This window comes from Streptomyces sp. NPDC008139 (assembly GCF_042957025.1).
Lineage (GTDB): Bacteria > Actinomycetota > Actinomycetes > Streptomycetales > Streptomycetaceae > Actinacidiphila.
Map to the genome: position 1 here is coordinate 317,120 of NZ_JBIBHM010000006.1, position 20,469 is coordinate 337,588.

Sequence of the window (20,469 nt, forward strand, 5' to 3'; positions counted from 1 at the left end):
CTTTAGTCCCTTTTATCCCTCTCCCCGGACGAGGGTACGCCCGTCGTCCCGCCCCGCAAACGTCTCACTCCCCGTGACCGCGCCGGGCCCCTCCGTGGGTTTTCCCAAGGCCAGGTCACCGGCGGCGGCCGTCGGTTACTGTGCGCGAATGTCTCACGCGCGTACGGACGGCGGGCGGAGCGCGCGGGGCGGCCCCGCCGGGCAGGGCGGGTACGGCGCGTACGGCGGTTATCGCACGGGCCTGCTGTGGCTGGGCGCGGGCACGGCCTTCGCGGTGCTCGTACTGGGCCTCGCGGTCGCGCTGTTCGGCATGATGGAGTTCGACGAGCGGTGCGCGCAGGGGATGACGAAGGGCCCCGGCCCGCTGGTGCGCACCCGGAACCAGGCGTTTCCGCCCGCCACCGTCTGCGAGTTCCGCGACGGCGACGTGACCTCCGTCGGCGGCGGCGCGCTGCTCACCGGACTGCTCTGGGCCGCCTTGCTGTCCATGACCGCGTGCGTGTTCCTCGCGCTGCTCGCCGAGTGCTTCGAGCCACCGCTCAGCGGAGCCTTCGCCAGTGAACTGGTCGTGCCGATGTCGCGGAAGGAGAAGGTCCGCCGTACGGGCGCGGCGTTCTTCGTCACCGGCTCCTTCTTCCTGATGATCTACGCGCTGGCGGGCTGGAAACTCCTGGCCGGGCCGTCCTCCGCGTGCGCGGCGGGCGCCGACTGGGGCACCAACCCGCCGCGCACCGTGACGTACAGCTTCTTTCCGCCGCAGGCCACCTGCCGGTGCACCAGCGGCATGACCGATCGGATCAACCCCGACTGGCTGGTCTCGCTGACGGCCGAGATGATCGCTCCCGCGCTCCTGGCGGGGCTCGGGTTCTTCCTCGCGTGCCGCCGCAGGAGCGCGGAGCGCCGGACCGGGCCACCGGCCGGGCGACCGGCGGACGCCACGAGCGCGGACCGGACACCGGCGACGTAGCATCGCCGCATGGAGCAGCGGATTCTTGGCAGGACGGGCCGGAAGGTGTCCGTCGTCGGGCTCGGGACATGGCAGTTGGGTGCCGACTGGGGCGAGGTGCGCGAGGCGGACGCCTTCGCCGTACTGGACGCGGCCGTCGCCTCGGGCGTGACCTTCTTCGACACGGCCGACGTGTACGGGGACGGCCGCAGCGAGCAGTTCATCGGGCGGTACCTCAAGGAGCGCCCGGACGCCGGGGTGTTCGTGGCCACCAAGATGGGCCGCAGGGCCGAGCAGGTGCCCGAGAACTACGTACTGGCCAACTTCCTCGCCTGGAACGACCGTTCGCGCGCGAACCTCGGCGTCGACACCCTCGACCTGGTGCAGCTCCACTGCCCGCCCACGGCCGTCTACTCCTCGGACGAGATGTACGACGCCCTGGACACGCTGGTGGCGCGGGGGCGCGTCGCCGCGTACGCGGTGAGCGTCGAGACGTGCGAGCAGGCGCTGACCGCCATCGCGCGGCCCGGCGTCGCGAGCGTGCAGATCATCCTGAACCCCTTCCGCCTCAAGCCACTTGAGGCGGTGCTGCCCGCCGCGGCCGAGGCGGGCGTCGGCATCGTCGCGCGGGTGCCGCTGGCCTCGGGGCTGCTCACCGGCAAGTACACCCGCGACACCGTCTTCGCCGCCGACGACCACCGTACGTACAACCGGCACGGCGAGGCGTTCGACCAGGGCGAGACCTTCTCCGGCGTGGACTTCGAGACCGGCCTCGACGCCGCCGCCGAATTCGCCGCGCTCGCGCCCGAGGGTGCCACGCCCGCGCAGACGGCACTGCGCTGGATCATCCAGCAGTCGGGCGTCAGCAGCGTCATCCCCGGCGCGCGCGATGTCGCCCAGGCGCGGGCCAACGCCGCCGCTGCCGCGCTGCCGCCGCTGACCGAGGCCACGCTGGACGCGGTGCGCGAGCTGTACGACCGCCGCATCAGGGCGCAGGTGCACGGCCGTTGGTGAGGCACGGGTGAGGCACGGCTGAGCCGCCGGTGCGCCGCCGGGCGGTACGTGACCGATGTGTTCCGACCCGCTCGCCGGGCCGCCGCCCGCAGGGCCTACCGTCTTGCGGATGACTGCCAATGCTGCCAATGCTGCCAATGCTGAATTCCCCGGCGCCGGCGGGCCGTACGCCACCACCGAGGCGGAGCCGCGCGAGGTGGGCCGGGTGCGGACGTCGTACGCACCGGATCACGACGGTGACCCCGACCCCGGGGAAATCGTCTGGACCTGGGTGCCGTTCGAGGAGAACGACGGTCGCGGCAAGGACCGGCCGGTGCTGGTCGTGGCGCGCGAGGCGGGCGGCACGGTGCTCGCCGTCCAGCTCTCCAGCAAGCGCCACGACAACGACCACGAGTGGGTGCCGATCGGCACCGGGCCCTGGGACCGTGAGGGCCGCGAGTCCTGGGTCGCCGTCGACCGCGTCCTGCGCCTGCACGACCAGGGCATGCGGCGCGAGGCGTGCGCCCTGGACCGGGGCAGGTTCAACCTCGTCGTGAACCGGCTCAAGGAGCTGTACGGCTGGGTGTGAGCCCCCGGTCGCGTATGACGCGTCGGGCAGCCGCGTCCACCTCCGCGGCGGTGGACGCGGCTGCCCGTACGTCTACGCGTACGCCGTACGAATGCCGGCCGCGTCGTACGGTTACGGCTGCTCGTTCGACGGACGGGCGCCGCCGAGCTGGTCGTTCAGCTTCTCCTGGGCCTGGTCGACCTGGCCGCTGTACTTGTCGCCGGTCTTCTTGTCGACCATGTCGCCGGCCTTATCGACGCCTTGGCGCGCCTGGTCCTCGTGACCCTTCAGCAGGCCCTTGAGCTTGTCGAGCATGGACATGGCTGCCCTCCTTGGGGGAACGCCTTGCTCTCCCCGTTGCCCTCCCAGCATCGGGGCCCCCGAAGGTTTTCGCATTCCGGACAGGTCCGGACGAGTTCGTACGTTCTCCGGGGACGCCTTCCGGAATGTTCTGCGGCGTACGGTCCGGTGAACGTATCGGCGTACCGGCGTACCGGCGTACCGGCGTACGGCTCAGGCGGTCTCGGCGGTCGCGCCGTCAAGCGCGGCCAGCAGCCAGTCGTGCGTGCTGCCCGGGGTCGGCTCCGCCGGGCCGAACAGTTCCCCGGCGAGCTGCCAGTACCGGTCGATCCGGGGGTCCGCGCCGAGCACCCCGCCGAGGCGGCGGCGGAAGGCCGGGGTGTCGCGGGCGCCGCGCGCGCGGGCGTACGCGGCGACGAAGCAGTCCAGCGCCTCGCCCTCGTGCGGTCGCCGCCCGGCCCGCAGGTGCGGGGCCGCGAGCCCGTACGCCTCGATGAGGCCGTCGTACAGGACGGCCGGGCGGTAGCCCTCCTCGGGCCGGTGCGCGGCGGGCTGGGTGGGGTCGCGGCCGTCGCCGGGGCTCGCGGCGGAGGCTTCTCCGGAGATTCTTCCCGCACCGTCGCAGCTCCCCGACACCAGCGCGTGCAGGCGCGCGAAGGCCAGGGCCTGCGCCGGGGTCGGCGCCTCGGGGAGCTGCGGAATCGTCCCGTCGAGGATGGCCGCCACCAGCCGGGCGGGCATCCGCGGCGGCAGCCAGCGCCGCCAGAAGCGGGCCATGGCGGCGGTGCTCGGCGGGCTCGGCAGCGCGCCGACCAGCAGCAGCCGCTCGGCGCGCTCCCGGGGGCCGCAGTCCTGGAGCGCCTGGAGCGCGGCCTCGCGCCAGCGCAGGGCGGCCAGGCCCGCGCCGACCTCGCGCAGTTGCCCGGCGATCAGGCCGTCGAGCACGTCGGCCGCCGCGTCGGCCCCGGCCGTACTCGCGCGGTCGTCCTCGTCGAGGACCCGGTGGACGTCGGGGACCGCGAGGCCGAGGCCGCGCAGGGAGCGGATCGTGCGGAGCCGGTCGAGCGCGGCGGGACCGTACCTGCGGTGGCCCCCGCTGCTGCGGCGCGCCTCAGGGAGCAGGCCGCGGTCGGAGTAGTAGCGGACGGTCTTCACGGTGACGCCCGCGCGCTCGGCGAGTTCCCCGATGGTCCACAAACGGTCAGGCGGCACGGCTTGAACCTCCCTCAGGGGGAGTTCCTACGGTACCCGCGGCCGGGAAAGCGGCCGGTCCGCAGGGTGACCGAGGAGATCTCATGACGGCGTACGTACTGGTGGCAGGCGCTCACACCGGCGGCTGGGTCTGGCGGGAGACCGCGCGGGCGCTGCGGGAGGCGGGCGCGCGGGCGTATCCGGTGACGCTCACCGGCATGGGCGACGGCGGCCGTCCGGCCGGGCCCGACACCGATCTGGAGACGCATATCCGGGACGTGCTGGAGGTGATCGACGGGGTGGCCGCCGCCGAGGGGCCGGTGGTGCTCGTCGGGCACGACTACGGCATCCACCCGGTGGCCGGCGCCGCCGACCGCCGCCCGGCGCGTACCGCCCGCGTCGTCCATCTGGACACCGGTATCCCGCAGGACGGCGATCCGCCGCTCGCGCTCTACCGCGACCAGGAGCTGCGGGACCGCGCGCAGGACGGTGACGGGCCGGTCCCGCCGCCGTCCGGCCCGGAGGAGTGGGCACGGCACGGCAGTACGGCCGGGGCCCCGGCGGACGCGCTGGCCCGGCTGACCGACCGCGCCGTACCGCAGCCGCGCGCCACCCTCACCCGGCCGCTCCGCCTGACGGGCGCGGTCGCGACGCTGCCGGTGACGGGCGTCTTCTGTACGGCGAACGGTTCGAGCATCGCGCTGGTCGAGACGCTGGTCGGGCTCGGCGACCCCCGGCTCGCCGTGCTCACCGAGCCCCGTGTGACCTTCTTCGACCTCGACACCGGGCACTGGCCGATGCTGTCCGCTCCGCGCGGGCTGGCGGACGTCCTGCTGCGGGCGGTCGCGGGGGAGGGGCGGCGGCTCGCGCCCAGGGCTGAACAGGCGCCCCAACAGCGGCCGTTCCCCCTCCCCGTCGCCGAATTCCCGCGCGAGCGGCACGGCCGCGTCGACCTTCACCTGCCGCGTGCCGAACACCCGTCCCCCGCCGCCGTGTTCGTCCACGGCGGCCCCGTATCGCCCGACGTCCGCCCGACACCGCGCGACTGGCCCACCTTCCTCGGCTACGCCCAACTCCTGGCGTCACAGGGCGTGGTGGCCGCCACCGTCGACCACCGCTTCCACGACCTCACCGACTTCGACCGCGCGGCTCACGACGTGGCCGAGGCCGTCGCCCTCGTCCGGGCCGACCCCCGTGTCGATGCCGACCGCGTCGCCCTCTGGTTCTTCTCGGCGGGCGGCCTGCTCTGCGCCGACTGGCTCGCGGCCCCGCCGCCGTGGCTGCGCTGCGTCGCCCTGACCTACCCCGTCCTCGCCCCCCTCCCCAACTGGGGCCTGTCCGCCAGCCGCTTCCACCCCGCCCCCGCCGCCCTCCCCACCGTCCTCACCCGCGTGGCCCTCGAAGTCCCCGAAATCGCCGCCACGGTCGACCGGTTCATCGCCTCGGCCGCCTCTTCCGGCGCCCCCCTGGAAGTCGTCGAAGCCCCCGAGGCCCACCACGCCTTCGAATCCCGCGACCCCGCCCCCGTCTCCACCCCGCCCCTTCGCGCCGCCGTCTCCGCCGTCCTCCGCCACCTCACCGCGTGAGCGCGGTCGGTCAGTTCGAGCCGGCCTTCTGAAGACCGGCCTGGACGTCATCGAAATTCATCACCGGAATGAGGGTGACCTTGGCACCGAGGTCCTGGAAGAACGGCTCGGCGACGCTCGGAATCTCGGACGCGTCCTTGAGGTCGAAGACGACGAAGCCGGTGCGCATCCCCTCACTGGTCCCGAAGTACGCGGCCTCCGGCGTGATCCGGTCGAACACCGCCTTGAGGGTGTCGGGCAGCGTGCGCTCCGTGATCGCCTTGTTCGTCTTCTCGGTCTCCATCTGGACCGTCAGCAGGACCCGCATGGTCGTTCCGCCTCTCGTCGCCGTTCGTCGGCACATCCGTGCCACTCGCCAAGCGTGGGCGCGGGCCGGGGAGCCCGCAGCCCGACGGAGGGCATCGGAGTGGCGTCGGCGGGGCGGCCCCGAGCCGCACCTATTGACAACGACAACCGTTTTCGTATAGTGGACGTCATGGCACGCAACGAAGTACGTCCAGTGATCAAGCTCCGGTCCACCGCCGGTACCGGATTCACCTATGTCACCCGCAAGAACCGGCGCAACGACCCCGACCGGATGGTGCTGCGCAAGTACGACCCGGCGGCGGGCCGGCACATGGAGTTCCGCGAGGAGCGCTGAGCGCCGGGAACCGGGGGTGGTAAGGGGCGGGGGCCGGTGAGGCGGGTCAGCCCACGTGGACGCGGGGTCGGCGGGAGCGGTCGGGCTCGGCTTCGCGCAGGACCTCACGGGTGACCGGGGCGACCTCGCCGTGGCCGAAGAGGAAGAAGCGGAGGAAGTTGGTGAAGGGGCTGCCCTCGGTCCACTCGAAGTAGATGTGCGGCTTGGTGCCGGTGGTGTCGCGGACGTGGAGGAGAAGGGCGGCCAGCGCGTTGGGGACGGACGAGCTCTCCAGGGACAGCACGCGGTAACGGCCGTGCAGGACATGGCCGGTCACGCGCAGGGCGGACTCGAACTCGGAGGCGTCGAGGACGGTCACCTCGACGAAGACGAGGTCGTCCTCGGGCGGGATGTCGTTGTCGGCGCGGATCTGGTGCACCTTGTCGCGGTACTCGGCCGCGTCGCGCAGCCCCGGCTCATTGGCGATGAAGCGAATGCGGCGGCTGGCGATGTCGCGGACGAACCGCGTGGCCATGTCGTCCAACTCCACGCTGGTGACGCGCAGTTCGAAGGCGCGGGCGAGCCGGGACAGCAGCGAGACGAGGATGATCCCGGCGATGAAGCAGGCGCCGATCTTGACGCCGTCGGGCCGCTCCACGACGTTGACGACCGTCGTGTAGAGGAAGACCACCGAGATCACGGCGAAGACGACCGTCCAGCGCCGCTGCCCGGCCTTGCGGGCGGCGATCGTGACGGCCAGCGCGGCCGAGCTCATCAGGACGAGGACGCCGGTCGCGTACGCGCCGCCCTGCTTGTCGACGCTGGCGTCGAAGATCCAGGTGACGAGGAACGCGACGAGCGTGAAGACCAGCACCATCGGCCGCACCGCGCGCGCCCAGTGCGGGGCCATGCCGTACCGCGGAAGGTAGCGCGGCATCAGGTTGAGCAGGCCCGCCATCGCGGAGGCGCCCGCGAACCAGAGGATGGCGATGGTGGAGAAGTCGTACACCGTGCCGAAGGCCGACCCCAGGTACTCGTGGGCGAGATACGCCAGCGCGCGGCCGTTGGCCTTGCCGCCGGTCTCGAACTCCTTCTTCGGGATCAGCACGGTGGTGATGAAGCTGGTGCAGATCAGGAAGACGCTCATGATCAGCGCGGCCGTCGTGAGCAGCTTCTTCGTGTCACGGATCCGGCCGACCGGCCGCTCCTCGGTGTCGCCGGGGTCGCCCGCGACGTTCGGCATGACGGCGACGCCGGTCTCGAAGCCGGACATGCCGAGCGCGAGCTTGGGGAAGATCAGCAGGGACACGCCGATCATGACGAAGACGTTGCCGCGCTCGGCGGTCAGCGCGTGCGACCAGTCGGTGACGACGTGCCCGGCGGTCGCGACGTGCCAGAAGCCGGAGACGACGACGACCACGTTGAGCGCCAGATAGAGGCCGACCAGCACGACGGCGATCCCGATGGCCTCCAGGAAGCCCTTGAGGAACACCGCGCCCAGCAGCGCGACCAGGACGAGGGTGATCACCATCTGGTGGTTGTGCAGTGCCGTGGCGAAGTGCGGATTCTCCACCAGGTGGGTGGAGGCGTCGGCGGCCGAAAGGGTGATGGTGATCAGGAAGTCGGTGGCGGCGAAGCCCAGCAGCGTCAGGACGAAGAGCTTGCCCTTCCAGAACGACAGCAGCCGCTCCAGCATCGCGATGGAGCCCGCGCCGTGCGGGCTCTCCTCGGCGACCCGCCGGTAGACGGGCAGCGCGCCCGCCAGGGTGACCAGGACCAGCACGACCGTCGCGATCGGCGACAGCAGCCCGGCCGCGAGCGCCGCGATGCCGGGCTGGTAGCCGAGGGTGGAGAAGTAGTCCACGCCGGTCAGGCACATCACGCGCCACCAGCGCTGGCCCTTGTGGGCGGGCGCGGCTTCCCGCTCCGCCGCCCCGCCGCCGCCCGACTGGTGCTTGCCCATGTCGGAGAGACCTTCGAGCAGCCAGGCCCTGAAGCGGCTGCGCGGGGGCGTCGAGGACCGCTCGGGCGGGACGGTCGTGGTCATCCGGAGGGCTCCTGGGGTGCGGCGGATCGGTCGGGCCATCGCGGATGACGGCCCGGCCAGCGTACGCAACCCCGCCCCGCTGACACGTGATCGGCCGCCCGGGGTGTTCCGGGCGGCCGACCAGGCATTTCATCGGGGCGGTGGTGGCTTTGCCGGGGTCTGTCCCGGCGCGTCGGCCACCGCCTCCGGCGAGTCTTAACGCTTTCTTAGCGGCCCCGCGCGAAACCTGTACGGATCTCCGTATGGACTTCGCGCGGGCGCTTGTCACGGGGTGTCGCTCACGGCGCGCTCCTCACGGCGCGCTCCTCACGGCGCGCTCCTCGAAGGGGAGCCGTCACCACGCCGACGGAGCCGGCGGTGCCACGACCGGCGGGCGGTCGTCGCAGGTGATCGTGTTCGGCAGCTCCCACGACGCGAGCCACGGCCCGGTCGTACCGCCACCGGTGTTGCCGCCGAGGTCGGTCAGGGAGAACTCCGAGCCCGCGGCCGGGAAGTTGAAGGAACCGCAGTTGTTGACGCCGACGGCGCCGACATTGCGCGCGACCACGTTCTCGAAGGACGCGGAGCCCGCCACCCGGCCGCTGACCACCGAGGTACCGGTGCCGTCGACCTTGATGTCCTTGAAGTGGACGTTGGTGACCGAGTACAGGTCCTTCACCGGCCAGTCGGCGACGAGCATGATCGCGTTGTACGTGTTGTCGAGGAAGTTGTCCCCGGTCACCCGGATGTCCGCGTCGATGTTCTTCTCCAGCGCGTAGAACCAGATCGCACCGAGCCCGATGTTCCAGTTCAGTTCGTACGTGCCCGCCCTGACCGTGGTGTTGTCCGTGATCCACAGGTGGCCGGTGAACGCCTCGGAGCCGAAGCGGGAGCCGACCTGGATGGCGCTGCCCTCGCGGATCGGGTCGGCGATCAGGTTGTTGGAGACGGTGTTGTCCGTGCCGCCGTAGAGCGCGATGCCGTTGGCGAGCACCGGCGTCTGCACGGTGTTGTGGTCGATGGTGTTGCGCGCGTCCTCGGTCTTCTCCGACCACAGCGCGAGCGCGTCGTCACCGGTGTTGCGCAGGAAGTTGTTGGAGACGGTCGAATTCGTCACGCCGGTGTGGAAGTTGATGCCGTCGGCGACCTGGTCGACGATCACGTTGTCGGTGATCCTCAGATTGCTCATCGGCCCGTCGAACCACATGCCGACCTTGGTGTGCTGGATGTACAGGCCGTCGATGGTCGAGTTGCTCAGCGAGCCGCCGATGCCGTTGACCTGGTCGGTGTCGATGCGCTCCCGGACGTCGCCCTGGATCGCGAAGCCGGACAGGTGGACGTTCGAACTCCCGCCCTTCGACGCGTCCTTGCCGTAGAAGCCGACACCGGTGTGGACGCTTCCGTCGGGCGCCGGGGTGGCGAGGTCGACCTGGTGGCCCTTGATGATCGTGTACCAGCTACCCGCGCCCTCGATCGTCACGTTGTCGACGACGATGTGCCGGCTCACCTGGTACGTGCCCGGCGGGATGTACACCTTCAGGTGCGTGAGCTTCGCGAAGGCGATGGCCTTGTCGATGGCGTTCGCCGAGTCGCGGCGGCCGGTCGGATCGGCGCCGAAGGCGAGGACGTTGGCCGCGATCAGGTCGATCTTCGGCGGCGCGACGAGCTGCGAGTCCAGCAGGTCGATCGTGGTGGTCGCGGCGGTGGCGCCCGCCGGGACCTGGAGCCGCACCTTGTCGCCCGCGCGGTACGTCTTCCCCAGCGACAGCCGCTGCTCGTCGTAGAAGTGGTTGGGGCGGAACGGCTTGGCGAACACCGGTGCGGGCGTGGTGTCCTGGGGCACACAGGCGCACTCGGTCACCCAGTAGTCGGGGTGCAGGACGTCGGCGCCCGGGTCGTTCGAGAACGGGTACAGGTTGTAGAGCCACGCGTACTGCGAGGTGAGCGTCAGGGCCTTGCGGTCCTTGCCGTTCACCGTCACGTCGAGCGGCGAGGTGATGCCGCCGCCGGTCGGCGCGTCCGGGACGCTGTACCGCACGTTGATCGCGTTGGCGGCACTCGGAAGGGTGAACTCGACGTACTGGCCCGGCTTCAGCGACACCGCCTTACGGCCCGACGCCTCGGCGGGCAGCGTGTACGCGTCCCGGCCGGGGCCGATGACCGTGCCGTTCGTCGCGGCGTTCTCCGCCTCCTGCTCCGCGAAGCCGACGTTCGCGCCGCGGCCGGCGACGAGCGAGGGGTCGAGCGCGGCCCGCGTCACCACCGGGGCCGTACCGCCGCCTGTTCCGCCCGATCCCGTACCCGCCAGGGCGGTCGTACCACCGGCCATGATGCTGAACCCGACGGCTACCGCGGTCGCCGTCGCGACCACGACCGCGGCTCTTCGCCGCGGTCTGCCCGACCACTCCACCACAGCGCCTGTGCTGCTCCGTGACATCGAAAGCTCGTTTCTGTCGAGACCTGCCGAGAGGGTGAGGTGACATTAGGGCGCGCGCGTCCGGTTCCACAAGGCTCATGCGAAATGATTTCGTAACCCTGCTGTCGAACTACGTCCGTTGGTTGACTTCTTGCAATCACCTGCAACACCTGTTGCAGGCGTCCCCACCTCCGCGCCGGAGCGATTGCCGGGAAGCGGTCCCGGCGGGGGCGTGAACAGGGGCAGAATCGGGGGGACTTCGGCGCCGCGCGGACGCGGAGGCGCGCAGGCACGAAAAGCGGTACCCGGGGGAGGCGATGAGGCGTGGGGCGGCGACTTGCTCTGCTGATCGCTACGTACGAGCACGAGGACGCGGGGCTGCGGCAGTTGACCGCGCCGGGGCACGACGCGGAAGCCCTCGGCGACACGTTGCGCGACGCGGAGATCGCGGGGTTCGAGGTCACCACACTCGTCAACGAGCCGCATTACGTGGTCGGCCGGGCCATCGGCGAACTCTGCCGCGACCGCCGCCGCGAAGACCTCGTCCTGCTGTACTTCACCGGCCACGGCCTCAAGGACGACGCCGGACGGCTGCACCTGGCGACGGTCGACACCCGCCGCGACAACCTCGCCTTCACCTCACTGCCCGCCGACCTGGTCGACCGCGCCCTGTCCGACTGCGTCTCCCGCCAGCAGGTGCTGATCCTCGACTGCTGCTACGGCGGCGCCTTCCCCGCGGGCGGCCTCACCAAGGCCGACGAGGACGAGACGCACGCCCTGGAGCGGTTCCGCGGCCGGGGCCGCACCGTCCTCACGGCCGCCGACGCCACCCAGTTCTCCTTCGAGAGCGACGGCGCCCTGCGCGGCGGCACCGCGCGCTCGGTCTTCACGCACCACCTCGTCAACGGCCTGCGCGAGGGCACCGCCGACCTCGACGGCGACGGCGACATCACCCTCGACGAGCTGTACGAGTACGTCCACGACAAGGTCGTCGACGAGATGCCGCAGCAGCGGCCGAAGCGGCAGGACAACGTCGAGGGCCGGATCGTCATCGCCCGCAACGTCCGCTGGACGCTGCCCGCCCACGTCCGCGACGCCCTCGAAAGCCCCATCACCAGCGCCCGGTTGGGCGCCGTGGACGCCCTCGCCCACCTGCTCCGCATCGGCAACCCCGTCGTCCGCGCCCGCGCCGTCCAGGAGTTGGAGCGGCTGGCCGCGGACGACAGCCGCATGGTCTCGGCCGCCGCGACCAGGGCCCTGCCAGTGGCGCGGGTGCCGGAGGAGCCGCCGGTGGCGGTGGCGGACGAGCCCTCGGTGGCACAGGAGTTGGCGCCGGACGAGCCCTTGGTGCCGGAGGAGACCGTGGCGGACGCGGTCCCGGACGCGGTCGCGGCTCCGGTCCCGGACGCGGTCGCGGCTCCGGTCGCGCCCGACAGCGCAGGTGTCGAAAGCATCGAAGGCGCCTGGAAGGACACCATCGGCGGCGCCGTGTGCGCGCCGCTCGTCGTGGAGAACGGCACGCTGTACGTCGCGGGCTCCGACGGTCACCTGAGCGCGTACGACGCCGCCTCGGGCGCGCGGCGGTGGCGGTACACCACCGGTCACCCCGTACAGAATCCGCCGGTCGTGCTGAACGGGCTGGTGTACGTCGCCGCCAGGGGCACCACGATCGCGCTCGACGCCGTGACGGGTGAGGTCGCGTGGCGGCACGAGGGACAGGCCAGACCGGTCGGGGCGGTCGCCGCGCTCGCCCCGTGGGTGTTCGCCGTCAACGGGATCAATCTGCGCTGTTTCTACGCCGCAGACGGGCACGAGAAGTGGCGCCGCACCTTCGGCGTCTCGGACCTGCGGTGGGCGGTGGTGGTCGGCGACAAGCTGTGGTGCGGCAACAGCGGCCGTCATGTGTACGTGACCGACGCGGCCACCGGCAAGAAGGGATTCCGTCTCGCGCTGCGCGACTCCTCGTCCTCCGCACGGGCCGTGGCGGAGGACGGGCTCTTCCTCCACATCGCCGGCGGCAAGGACGGCGACCTCTACTGCGTCGACGCCGTCACGGGACAGGAGCGCTGGCACTTCGTCACGCTCAGCCCGGTGCGGTGCTCCCCGGTCGTCGCGGGCCCGCTGGTGTACGCGGGCGACGCCGTCGGCAATCTGTACGCGGTCGAGACGGCCACCGGCACCGTACGGTGGCGCGTCTCCGTCGGCACCCCGCTCAACGCGTCCCCCGCGGTGGCGTACGGGGCCGTGTACGTCGGCGGTATGGACGCCACTGTGCACGTGTTCGACGCCGCCACCGGAGAGCGGCTCGGGGGCGTGCCCACCGACGGCCCCGTGCAGACGGTCCCGGTGGTGCGGAACGGGCTCGTCCACGCCGGCAACGACGCCGGTGAGATCCTCACCTTTCCGGTGCCCGGCGCCGGAGGGTGAGAACCGGCGCCGTCCACGACGGTACGGCTACGCCTCGGCGTCCTCGGTGGCCTTGGCCTTCTTCTCGTCGGCCTTCTCCGTGGCGTCTGTCGTGTCGGCTTCCTCGACCTCTTCGACGTCGTCCGTGGCGTCGGCCGCGTCCGGCTTGTCGTCCTCGAAGTACGTGTCCAGCACCGCGTCCAGCTCGGCCGCCCAGGTCTTGAGCAGCGGCTTGGAGGGCGCCTCGACGTCGGTGTCGAACCAGCGGCGGGTCGAGGTGTAGACGGTGACGGAGAAGCGGCGGCCGAAGCGCGGGGTGTCGATCTCGACGGCGCCGATCTCGTCCCAGCCGAAGTCGGCGGTCTCGCCGTCCAGTTTGAAGGTGATGCCGGTGCGGTCGGCGGTGATCGAGCCGCGGCGGTCGGAGACCGAGAACACCGGGCCGGTGTCCTCCTCCGTCGCGTCCTCGTCGTCCGCCGCGTCCGTGTCCTCGGCCACGGCCTCGACGGCGGCTTCGGGCACGGCCTCCGGCGCCGGTTTCGGCTCGGCCTCGGGCGCGGCCAGGGGCGCGTCCTGCGGGGCGTCGTCGTCCACCACGGGCGCGGGCACCTCGGCGGCGGACCGCGCGGGGGGCGTCAGGCCGGGTATGTACGCCGGGTCGACTCCGGCGGGCGGTATCGGCGGGGTGTTCGGACCTGTTTTCTGCTCCACGGCGCGAAGTATGGCCGATGAACCTGTGCCCGCGACAGCCGTAACGGCCCCTGGGGCCGGGATACGGGCGCGATCGTGATGCGCGCGCGACCGGCCGCCCCCGCGCCCGGGCGGGGCGCACCACCGCCACGGTCTACGACGTACCGAGCAGCCGGCCGCCCCCGCGCCCCGGCGACACCCCGACGACACCCCGACGACGCCCCGTGGGGCGCGCCGGACGGGGTGTGACGCGTTTTACCCGGCGAGAATCTGGTTCCGTGGTACCGTTGTTTTCAGTTGCAGTTGTGGTTCCCAAAGACTTACAAGTGCTCCTTCATCGGCATACGTGCCGATAGGTGCACTTTTGTATTTCCGCTGTTCTTTCCTGAACGGGGCAATCATTGCGGCGACACGGGGTCCGTAATCCGCGGACTTCGATGTACTGCCCCTGAAGGAGATTAATATGGCTTCCGGTACCGTGAAGTGGTTCAACGCTGAAAAGGGCTTCGGCTTCATCGAGCAGGACGGCGGCGGCGCCGACGTCTTCGCCCACTACTCGAACATCGCCGCCCAGGGCTTCCGTGAGCTCCAGGAAGGCCAGAAGGTGACCTTCGACGTCACCCAGGGCCAGAAGGGCCCGCAGGCCGAGAACATCGTTCCCGCCTGACGCGTCTGATACGCCTGACACGTTCAGCGATATAGCTGGGGCCCGCGCCTTGGGGTGCGGGTCCCGGCTTGTTGCGTTGTACGGATTTCCACCGCGTTCCGCCGTTTTCCACGGCTTTTTCATGGCGCGGAAATGTCGAAGCCACGGGAGGAAATGTCCCGACCGGCTTCGTTTCGCTTTTTATCCGGCTCGTTCTTGCGATTGTCCCCGCCGCCTCACGGCCGCCGGGAAATCCTCGATACGTGTCGCATCGAGGAAGGGTTCCTTTGAACCGCACATCTCGCACGAACGACCGTTTCAGCCGCACCCGAACGGGTGGTTCCTCCCGTACGGGCGGCTCCGGCTCGGGCTCCGGCCGCTCCGGCGGCCAGTCCCGTAGCGGCGGCGGCTCCCGCTCCGGCGGCTACGGACGGCGGCCCTCCGCGCCGCAGGGCGAGTTCGCCCTGCCGGTGACGGTCACCCCGCCGCTGCCCGCCGTCGAGTCCTTCGCCGAACTCGACCTGCCCGACGCCGTGTTGAACGCGCTGACCGTACAGGGCGTCACCGTACCGTTCCCGATCCAGGCCGCCACCTTGCCCAACACCCTCGCGGGACGTGACGTGTTGGGTCGCGGGCGCACCGGCTCCGGCAAGACGCTGGCCTTCGGCCTGGCGATGCTGGCCCGTACCGCGGGGCAGCGCGCCGAGTCCCGGCAGCCGCTCGCGCTGGTCCTGGTCCCGACCAGGGAACTCGCCCAGCAGGTCACCGACGCCCTCACCCCGTACGCCCGCACGCTGCGGCTGCGGCTGGCCACCGTCGTGGGCGGCATGTCCATCGGCCGCCAGGCCAGCGCGCTGCGCGGCGGCGCGGAGATCGTCGTCGCGACGCCCGGACGGCTCAAGGACCTCATCGACCGCGGCGAGTGCCGGCTGGACCGGGTCGCGATCACCGTGCTGGACGAGGCCGACCAGATGGCCGACATGGGCTTCATGCCGCAGGTCACCGAGCTGCTCGACCAGGTGCGGCCCGGCGGCCAGCGGATGCTGTTCTCCGCCACGCTCGACCGCAACATCGACCAGCTCGTGCGGCGCTACCTCTCCGACCCGGTGGTCCACTCCGTCGACCCGTCGGCGGGCACGGTCACCGCGATGGAGCACCACGTGCTGCACGTCCACGACGCCGACAAGTACGCGACCGTCACCGAGATCGCGGCGCGCGACGGCCGGGTGCTGATGTTCCTCGACACCAAGCACGCCGTCGACAAGCTCACCCAGCACCTGCTCAAGAGCGGTGTACGGGCGGCGGCGCTGCACGGCGGCAAGTCGCAGCCGCAGCGCACCCGTACCCTCGCGCAGTTCAAGACCGGGCACGTGACGGTGCTGGTCGCCACGAACGTGGCGGCCCGCGGTATCCACGTCGACAACCTGGACCTCGTCGTGAACGTCGACCCGCCGAGCGACCACAAGGACTACCTGCACCGCGGCGGGCGTACCGCGCGGGCGGGCGAGTCCGGCCGGGTCGTCACGCTCGTGGTGCCCAGCCAGCGCCGTGAGATGACCCGTCTGATGGCCAGCGCGGGGATCGCGCCGCAGGTGGCCCAGGTGCGGTCGGGCGAGGCCGAGCTGACCCGGATCACCGGTGCCCAGGCGCCGTCCGGCATCCCGGTCACCATCACCAACCCGGTCGCCGACCGCCCGCAGCGCTCCGGCGCGCCGTCCTCCCGCGCCCGCCGCGGCCGTCCGACGTCGCAGTCCCGCCGCCGCTCGTCCCCGATGCGCGGCGCCGCGTAACCCCTCAGGGCCGCGCTACCGGCACGACCGGCACCACACGCACGACGAGGGCCCGAGCCGTTCGACACGGCTCGGGCCCTCGTGCGTCCTGGCCGCGTTGGTCCTCGCGGCTCCGGTGCGTGCGTTCGTCGTCGGCGCCCGGACTACTGCCTGGTGCCCGTGCGGGCGCCCACCGGACCCAAGGGGCCCGGCGGGAGCGGGTCGGGGGCCGGGTAGAGGTAGGCGGGGCGGCCGAGCAGCAGGCGCTGGATGAGGAAGCCCACTGCCAGGGTGAGGGCGCCCGCCACGGCGTCGGCGAGGAAGTGGTTGCCGGTGGCGAGGATGACGGTGAAGGTGAAGAAGGGGTACAGGAAGCCCAGGACCCTGACCCACGTTCTGCGGGCCAGCGCCGCGACCGTCAGACCGCTCCAGGCCGACCACACGATGTGGACGGACGGCATCGCCGCGTACTGGTTCGACAGCGACGACACGTCGTCGTTGTCCCACGAGCCCCAGGTGTGGTGCGTGACCACCGTGTCGATGAAGCCCTGGCCCTCCATCAGTCGCGGCGGCGCCAGCGCGAAGAAGGTGAAACCGATCAGGGCCACGAAGGTCGCCGCGTACAGCGCGGTGCGCGCGCTGCGGTAGCTGGCGGGGTGGCGGGCGTAGAGCCAGATCAGGACGCCGAGGGTCACGATGAAGTGCAGCGTCGCGTAGTAGTAGTTCATGCCGACGATCAGCCAGTCGATCTTGTCGATCGCGTGGTTGATCGTCAGCTCGATGTTCACGTGCAGCTTGCGCTCGGCGTTGAGGATGTCCGTGGCGCGGTGCAGCGCGGCCTCGTGGTGCTCGGGCGCGGCGCGGCGGGTCAGCGAGTACGTCTTGTACAGCACCACGCTGAAGACCAGCTCGACCAGCAGGTGCGGGCGGCCGAGGCGGCGCAGCCGGGCGGGCAGGAGCGGGCCGAGGCGGCGGAATCCGCTCTTGGGGGCCGCGGCGGGCCCGGACTCGGGTGCGGACTCGGACTCGGGTGCGGTCTCGGGCTCCGGGGCCGCGTCCTTGCGGAGAATGTCGGTGCGCGGCTCGTCGCCACGGGGTCCGTCCGCACGGGGTCCGTCCGTACGCGGCGCGTTGCGCGTCGGGGACGTCATCGGCCGCCCTCCGGCGCGGCTGCGGGCAGGACCCGTCCCGGGTGCCGGGCACCTTGTGCGGGACTCGGGGGATACGCCAGCAGCATGAAGGTTTTCGCTCTCGCCGTACGGTCCGGCCGTGGCCGGCGGACTCGGACGAGATTACATCGGACACCGAAGTTTCCGTCGTCCGGGTGGCGCCGAAGTGACGAGTCACCGCCCGCCGCGACGGGGTCCCGTCCCGTTCCTGAGAGGCCGCGGACAGGCGGTCCGTGACATGCCAGGGCCTACGCTCAAGGGCATGTCCCCGCACCACCCCGCGGTCTCCCCGCCGCGACCGCTCAGCAAGTCCGCCGACGCCCGGCTGCTCACCGAGGCCGTCACCCGGCTCCGCCGCGCCCTTCGGGTGTCCGTCGGCGGCGACGACCCGTGGGAGGCGCTGCCCATGGCCCAGGTCGAATTGTTGCAGGTCCTCGGCGAGTACTCGCCCGCCCGCATCGGTGATCTCGCCGTCCGGCGACGGCTCGCCGCCAGTACCGTCAGCGGGCTCATCGGGCCCATGATCGCCGCCGGACTCGTCGCCCGGCAGACCGATCCCGCCGACCGGCGCGCCTCGGTCGTCACGCTCACCGCTGCCGGGCGGGAGCGGCTCGCCGCGTGGACGCTGGCGCACGAGCGGCGGATGGACGCCGCGCTTGAAGCTTTGCCCGATGCTGACCTTCGGGCGGTTCGCGCGGCCCTTCCCGCCCTCTTTCGGCTCGCCGAATTCCTCGACGGCCCCGCCCCCGCCCAGGACGGCTCGCCCCTGTAGGGCCCCGGGCCCGGTCCGTTCACCGTGCGCGGGCGGGCGCGGCCGATCTGCGGCTCCCGCCGGGCGCCGCGATCCAGGCCGTGCTGGACGAAGTCCTCACCCGGCTGGACGCCACCCGCGCCGAGGACGACGTCGCCGTGCTCGCCGCGCGCCTCCACCCCCGCGCGCGCCGTCGGCCCTCCTCTCCTGACCCGGTGGCCCCGGGCCCTGCGGCTGTTACAGAACTGTGGCGGTCCCGCCCTCGGGCGGTCCACAACCGGCCTTAGTTTCCGGGGGTGTTGGGGAAAAAGTGGCTGAAGTTAAGGCGGTTGGGCCAAGGCGCGGTACGCGCGATACGCGTGCCCCGTGCGAAACGCGTGGCCCGCGTACTGCGTCCGCGCTATCCACGGCCGGGGCGGCGCGGGATACGGCGCTGGGTTCCGTCGCTGCGCCAGGCGTCGCTGCTGGCGCTGTGGGTGCTGGTGACGCTGACCACCGTGGTGGGAGTGGCGTACGCGCGGACCCGGATACCCGCCGACCTCAATGAATTCGCCACGCAGCAGGACAACGTCTATTACTGGGCCGACGGCACCGAGATGGCGCGGGTGGGCCCGGTGGACCGGCAGGCGATGCCGCTGGACCGGATACCCACGAGCGTGCAGTGGGCGGTGCTGGCCGCCGAGAACGCCTCCTTCTACTCCGACCACGGCGTCTCGCCGAAGGGCATCGGCCGGGCCGTCACCACCATGGTGACCGGCGGCGACACCCAGGGCGGCTCCACCATCACCCAGCAGTACGTGAAGAACGTCTACCTCAACCAGAACCAGACGCTCTCCCGCAAGATCACCGAGATGTTCATCTCGGTGAAGCTGGACCAGAAGATGAGCAAGAGGCAGATCCTCGACGGCTACCTCAACACCGCCTGGTTCGGGCGCGGTACGTACGGCGTGCAGCGCGCCGCGAAGGCGTACTACGGCAAGGACGTCTCCCAGCTCAACGCCGGCGAAGGGGCCTTCCTCGCCACGCTGCTCAAGGGCGCCGCGCTCTACGACCCCGCGATCAGCCCGGCCAACCACCGCAGGGCGGTGGCCCGTTGGAAGTGGGTGCTGGACCGGATGGTGAAGACCGGTCAGCTCTCGCGCGCCGAGCGCGCCGCGTACACCGTCTTCCCCGAGCCCAAGGCGCCGCCGAAACCGGTGGGGTTGAGCGGGCAGACCGGCTATCTCGTCGACACCGCGCGGGCGTACGTGTCCGCGCACAGCGACATCTCCGACGCGCGCTTCGACCTGGGCGGCTACCAGATCTACACGACCTTCGAGCGCCCGCGCGTCAACGCCCTGGCCGAGGCCGTGCGGCACGAGACCGCGGGCCTCGCACCGAAGGCGAGGACCGCCGACCGGAACGTACGCGTCGGCGCCGCGTCCGTCGCCACCGACGGCCGGATCGTCGCGCTCTACGGCGGCCCCGACTACATCGAGCAGGGCTTCGACGACGCCAACATCGCGATCGTGCCGGTCGGTACGGCCTACGCGCCGTTCGTCTACGCCGCCGGACTGCGTGACGGCGCGCTGCTCACCCGCGGCAAGCCGCGTACGCCCGTCACCCCCGACTCGGTCTACGACGGCGACGACAAGGTGCCGATACGGACGCCGGAGGGGCCGTACTGGAGCCGGGACGGCTCGATCGTGAAGAGCCGCAACGACGGCGGGAAGTCCTGGGGGCGGATCAGCCTGCGGCAGGCGGTGGCGGACTCCGTCAACGGCCCGATCACCCAACTCGGCATGGACGTCGGCCTGGACCGGGTGCGGGAGGCGTCCGTCGACGCCGGGCTGCTGCCGCGCGGTTTCGGCGAGCAGGTGCCCGCCTTCGCCACCGGCACCGGCGTCACCCCGAGCCCGATCCGGGTCGCGAGCGCGTACGGCACCTTCGCCGCCGCCGGCGCGCACACCGATCCGTACTCCGTGCTCAAGGTCACCCGCGACGGGCAGCGCGTGGACATCGAACAGCCCGCTGTCACGCACCCGTTCACGCCGAAGGTCGCGGGCGAGGTGGACGACGCGCTCAAGGACGCGGTGACCGGCGGGACCGCGCGCCGCGCGGTGAGGGCAGGCGGCGGGCTCGCGGGCAGGACGGACCTGGCGGGCAAGACGGGCACGGCGGCCGGTGACCTGTCGGCCTGGTACGTCGGCTACACGCCGAAGGGGGCGCGGGCCGCGGCGGTGGCGACGTCGGTCGCCGTCTTCCGACTCGACCCGAAGACACAGGAGTTGCTGCCACTGACCGGGACCGGCGGGCCGTCGAAGTCCACGAAGGAGTTCGGCAGCACGTATCCCGTCGACATCTGGACGCGGTACGTGGCGGCGGCCGGCTGAGCGGGGCCGGGCCCCGGACCA

At 71.7% G+C, this 20,469-nt stretch carries 17 protein-coding genes; 10 read left to right on the top strand and 7 right to left on the bottom strand.

All coding sequences use genetic code 11. From position 1 onward, the window contains the following. The first annotated feature begins 148 nt into the window (after window positions 1-148). The 3 genes from ACFZBB_RS15005 (at window position 149) to ACFZBB_RS15015 (ending at window position 2,528) form a co-directional block, all read left to right on the top strand. On the top strand, window positions 149-967 hold the full coding sequence (locus tag ACFZBB_RS15005) for a hypothetical protein (RefSeq protein WP_391121780.1): 819 nt from the start codon (window positions 149-151) through the stop codon (window positions 965-967). A 9-nt stretch (window positions 968-976) separates the two neighbouring features. Further along, on the top strand, window positions 977-1,960 hold the full coding sequence (locus tag ACFZBB_RS15010) for an aldo/keto reductase (protein ID WP_391121783.1): 984 nt from the start codon (window positions 977-979) through the stop codon (window positions 1,958-1,960). A gap of 109 nt (window positions 1,961-2,069) precedes the next feature. Beyond that, entirely contained in the window at window positions 2,070-2,528 is a 459-nt protein-coding gene (locus ACFZBB_RS15015) for a type II toxin-antitoxin system PemK/MazF family toxin (RefSeq protein WP_391121786.1), read from the top strand. A 111-nt stretch (window positions 2,529-2,639) separates the two neighbouring features. On the opposite strand, the gene ACFZBB_RS15020 is transcribed toward ACFZBB_RS15015, so the two are convergent. Further along, window positions 2,640-2,828, bottom strand: a complete 189-nt coding sequence (locus tag ACFZBB_RS15020; RefSeq protein ID WP_391121789.1) for an Rv0909 family putative TA system antitoxin — start codon at window positions 2,826-2,828, stop codon at window positions 2,640-2,642. A gap of 192 nt (window positions 2,829-3,020) precedes the next feature. Further along, window positions 3,021-4,019, bottom strand: a complete 999-nt coding sequence (locus ACFZBB_RS15025) for a MerR family transcriptional regulator (RefSeq protein WP_391121792.1) — start codon at window positions 4,017-4,019, stop codon at window positions 3,021-3,023. Window positions 4,020-4,102: 83 nt separating this feature from the next. Between ACFZBB_RS15025 and ACFZBB_RS15030 the strand changes: the two genes are divergently transcribed. Continuing rightward, window positions 4,103-5,584: an alpha/beta fold hydrolase gene (locus ACFZBB_RS15030; protein ID WP_391121794.1), complete on the top strand. Its 1,482-nt coding sequence runs from the start codon at window positions 4,103-4,105 to the stop codon at window positions 5,582-5,584. A gap of 10 nt (window positions 5,585-5,594) precedes the next feature. Here the strand turns inward: ACFZBB_RS15030 and ACFZBB_RS15035 are convergent, their stop codons facing one another. After that, complete coding sequence (locus ACFZBB_RS15035) at window positions 5,595-5,891, bottom strand: DUF3303 family protein (protein WP_391121797.1); 297 nt, start codon at window positions 5,889-5,891, stop codon at window positions 5,595-5,597. Window positions 5,892-6,059: 168 nt separating this feature from the next. On the opposite strand from ACFZBB_RS15035, the gene rpmG reads away from it, so the two are divergent. Continuing rightward, entirely contained in the window at window positions 6,060-6,224 is a 165-nt protein-coding gene (gene rpmG, locus ACFZBB_RS15040) for a 50S ribosomal protein L33 (RefSeq protein ID WP_391121800.1), read from the top strand. Between the two features lie 46 nt (window positions 6,225-6,270). Here the strand turns inward: rpmG and ACFZBB_RS15045 are convergent, their stop codons facing one another. Beyond that, entirely contained in the window at window positions 6,271-8,250 is a 1,980-nt protein-coding gene (locus ACFZBB_RS15045; RefSeq protein ID WP_391121803.1) for an amino acid transporter, read from the bottom strand. Window positions 8,251-8,584: 334 nt separating this feature from the next. Further along, the gene (locus ACFZBB_RS15050; RefSeq protein WP_391121806.1) at window positions 8,585-10,666 is read right to left on the bottom strand and encodes a glycosyl hydrolase family 28-related protein; all 2,082 of its coding nucleotides are present in this window, start codon (window positions 10,664-10,666) and stop codon (window positions 8,585-8,587) included. 303 nt (window positions 10,667-10,969) lie between these two features. Here ACFZBB_RS15050 and ACFZBB_RS15055 point away from each other — a divergent pair, with 303 nt between their 5' ends. Further along, complete coding sequence (locus ACFZBB_RS15055) at window positions 10,970-13,072, top strand: PQQ-binding-like beta-propeller repeat protein (protein ID WP_391121809.1); 2,103 nt, start codon at window positions 10,970-10,972, stop codon at window positions 13,070-13,072. Between the two features lie 27 nt (window positions 13,073-13,099). On the opposite strand, the gene ACFZBB_RS15060 is transcribed toward ACFZBB_RS15055, so the two are convergent. Continuing rightward, window positions 13,100-13,762, bottom strand: a complete 663-nt coding sequence (locus ACFZBB_RS15060) for a hypothetical protein (protein ID WP_391121813.1) — start codon at window positions 13,760-13,762, stop codon at window positions 13,100-13,102. A 442-nt stretch (window positions 13,763-14,204) separates the two neighbouring features. Between ACFZBB_RS15060 and ACFZBB_RS15065 the strand changes: the two genes are divergently transcribed. Continuing rightward, window positions 14,205-14,408, top strand: coding sequence for a cold-shock protein (locus tag ACFZBB_RS15065; protein WP_161307368.1), 204 nt, complete (start codon window positions 14,205-14,207; stop codon window positions 14,406-14,408). 266 nt (window positions 14,409-14,674) lie between these two features. Then, the gene (locus ACFZBB_RS15070; RefSeq protein WP_391121816.1) at window positions 14,675-16,177 is read left to right on the top strand and encodes a DEAD/DEAH box helicase; all 1,503 of its coding nucleotides are present in this window, start codon (window positions 14,675-14,677) and stop codon (window positions 16,175-16,177) included. A 143-nt stretch (window positions 16,178-16,320) separates the two neighbouring features. Here the strand turns inward: ACFZBB_RS15070 and ACFZBB_RS15075 are convergent, their stop codons facing one another. Next, window positions 16,321-17,307, bottom strand: a complete 987-nt coding sequence (locus ACFZBB_RS15075; RefSeq protein ID WP_391121818.1) for a phosphatase PAP2 family protein — start codon at window positions 17,305-17,307, stop codon at window positions 16,321-16,323. 280 nt (window positions 17,308-17,587) lie between these two features. Between ACFZBB_RS15075 and ACFZBB_RS15080 the strand changes: the two genes are divergently transcribed. Together ACFZBB_RS15080 and ACFZBB_RS15085 are read left to right on the top strand one after the other, a co-directional pair. Beyond that, entirely contained in the window at window positions 17,588-18,097 is a 510-nt protein-coding gene (locus ACFZBB_RS15080; protein WP_391121821.1) for a MarR family transcriptional regulator, read from the top strand. Window positions 18,098-18,435: 338 nt separating this feature from the next. Then, window positions 18,436-20,448, top strand: a complete 2,013-nt coding sequence (locus ACFZBB_RS15085; RefSeq protein ID WP_391121824.1) for a transglycosylase domain-containing protein — start codon at window positions 18,436-18,438, stop codon at window positions 20,446-20,448. Window positions 20,449-20,469: the final 21 nt, after the last annotated feature.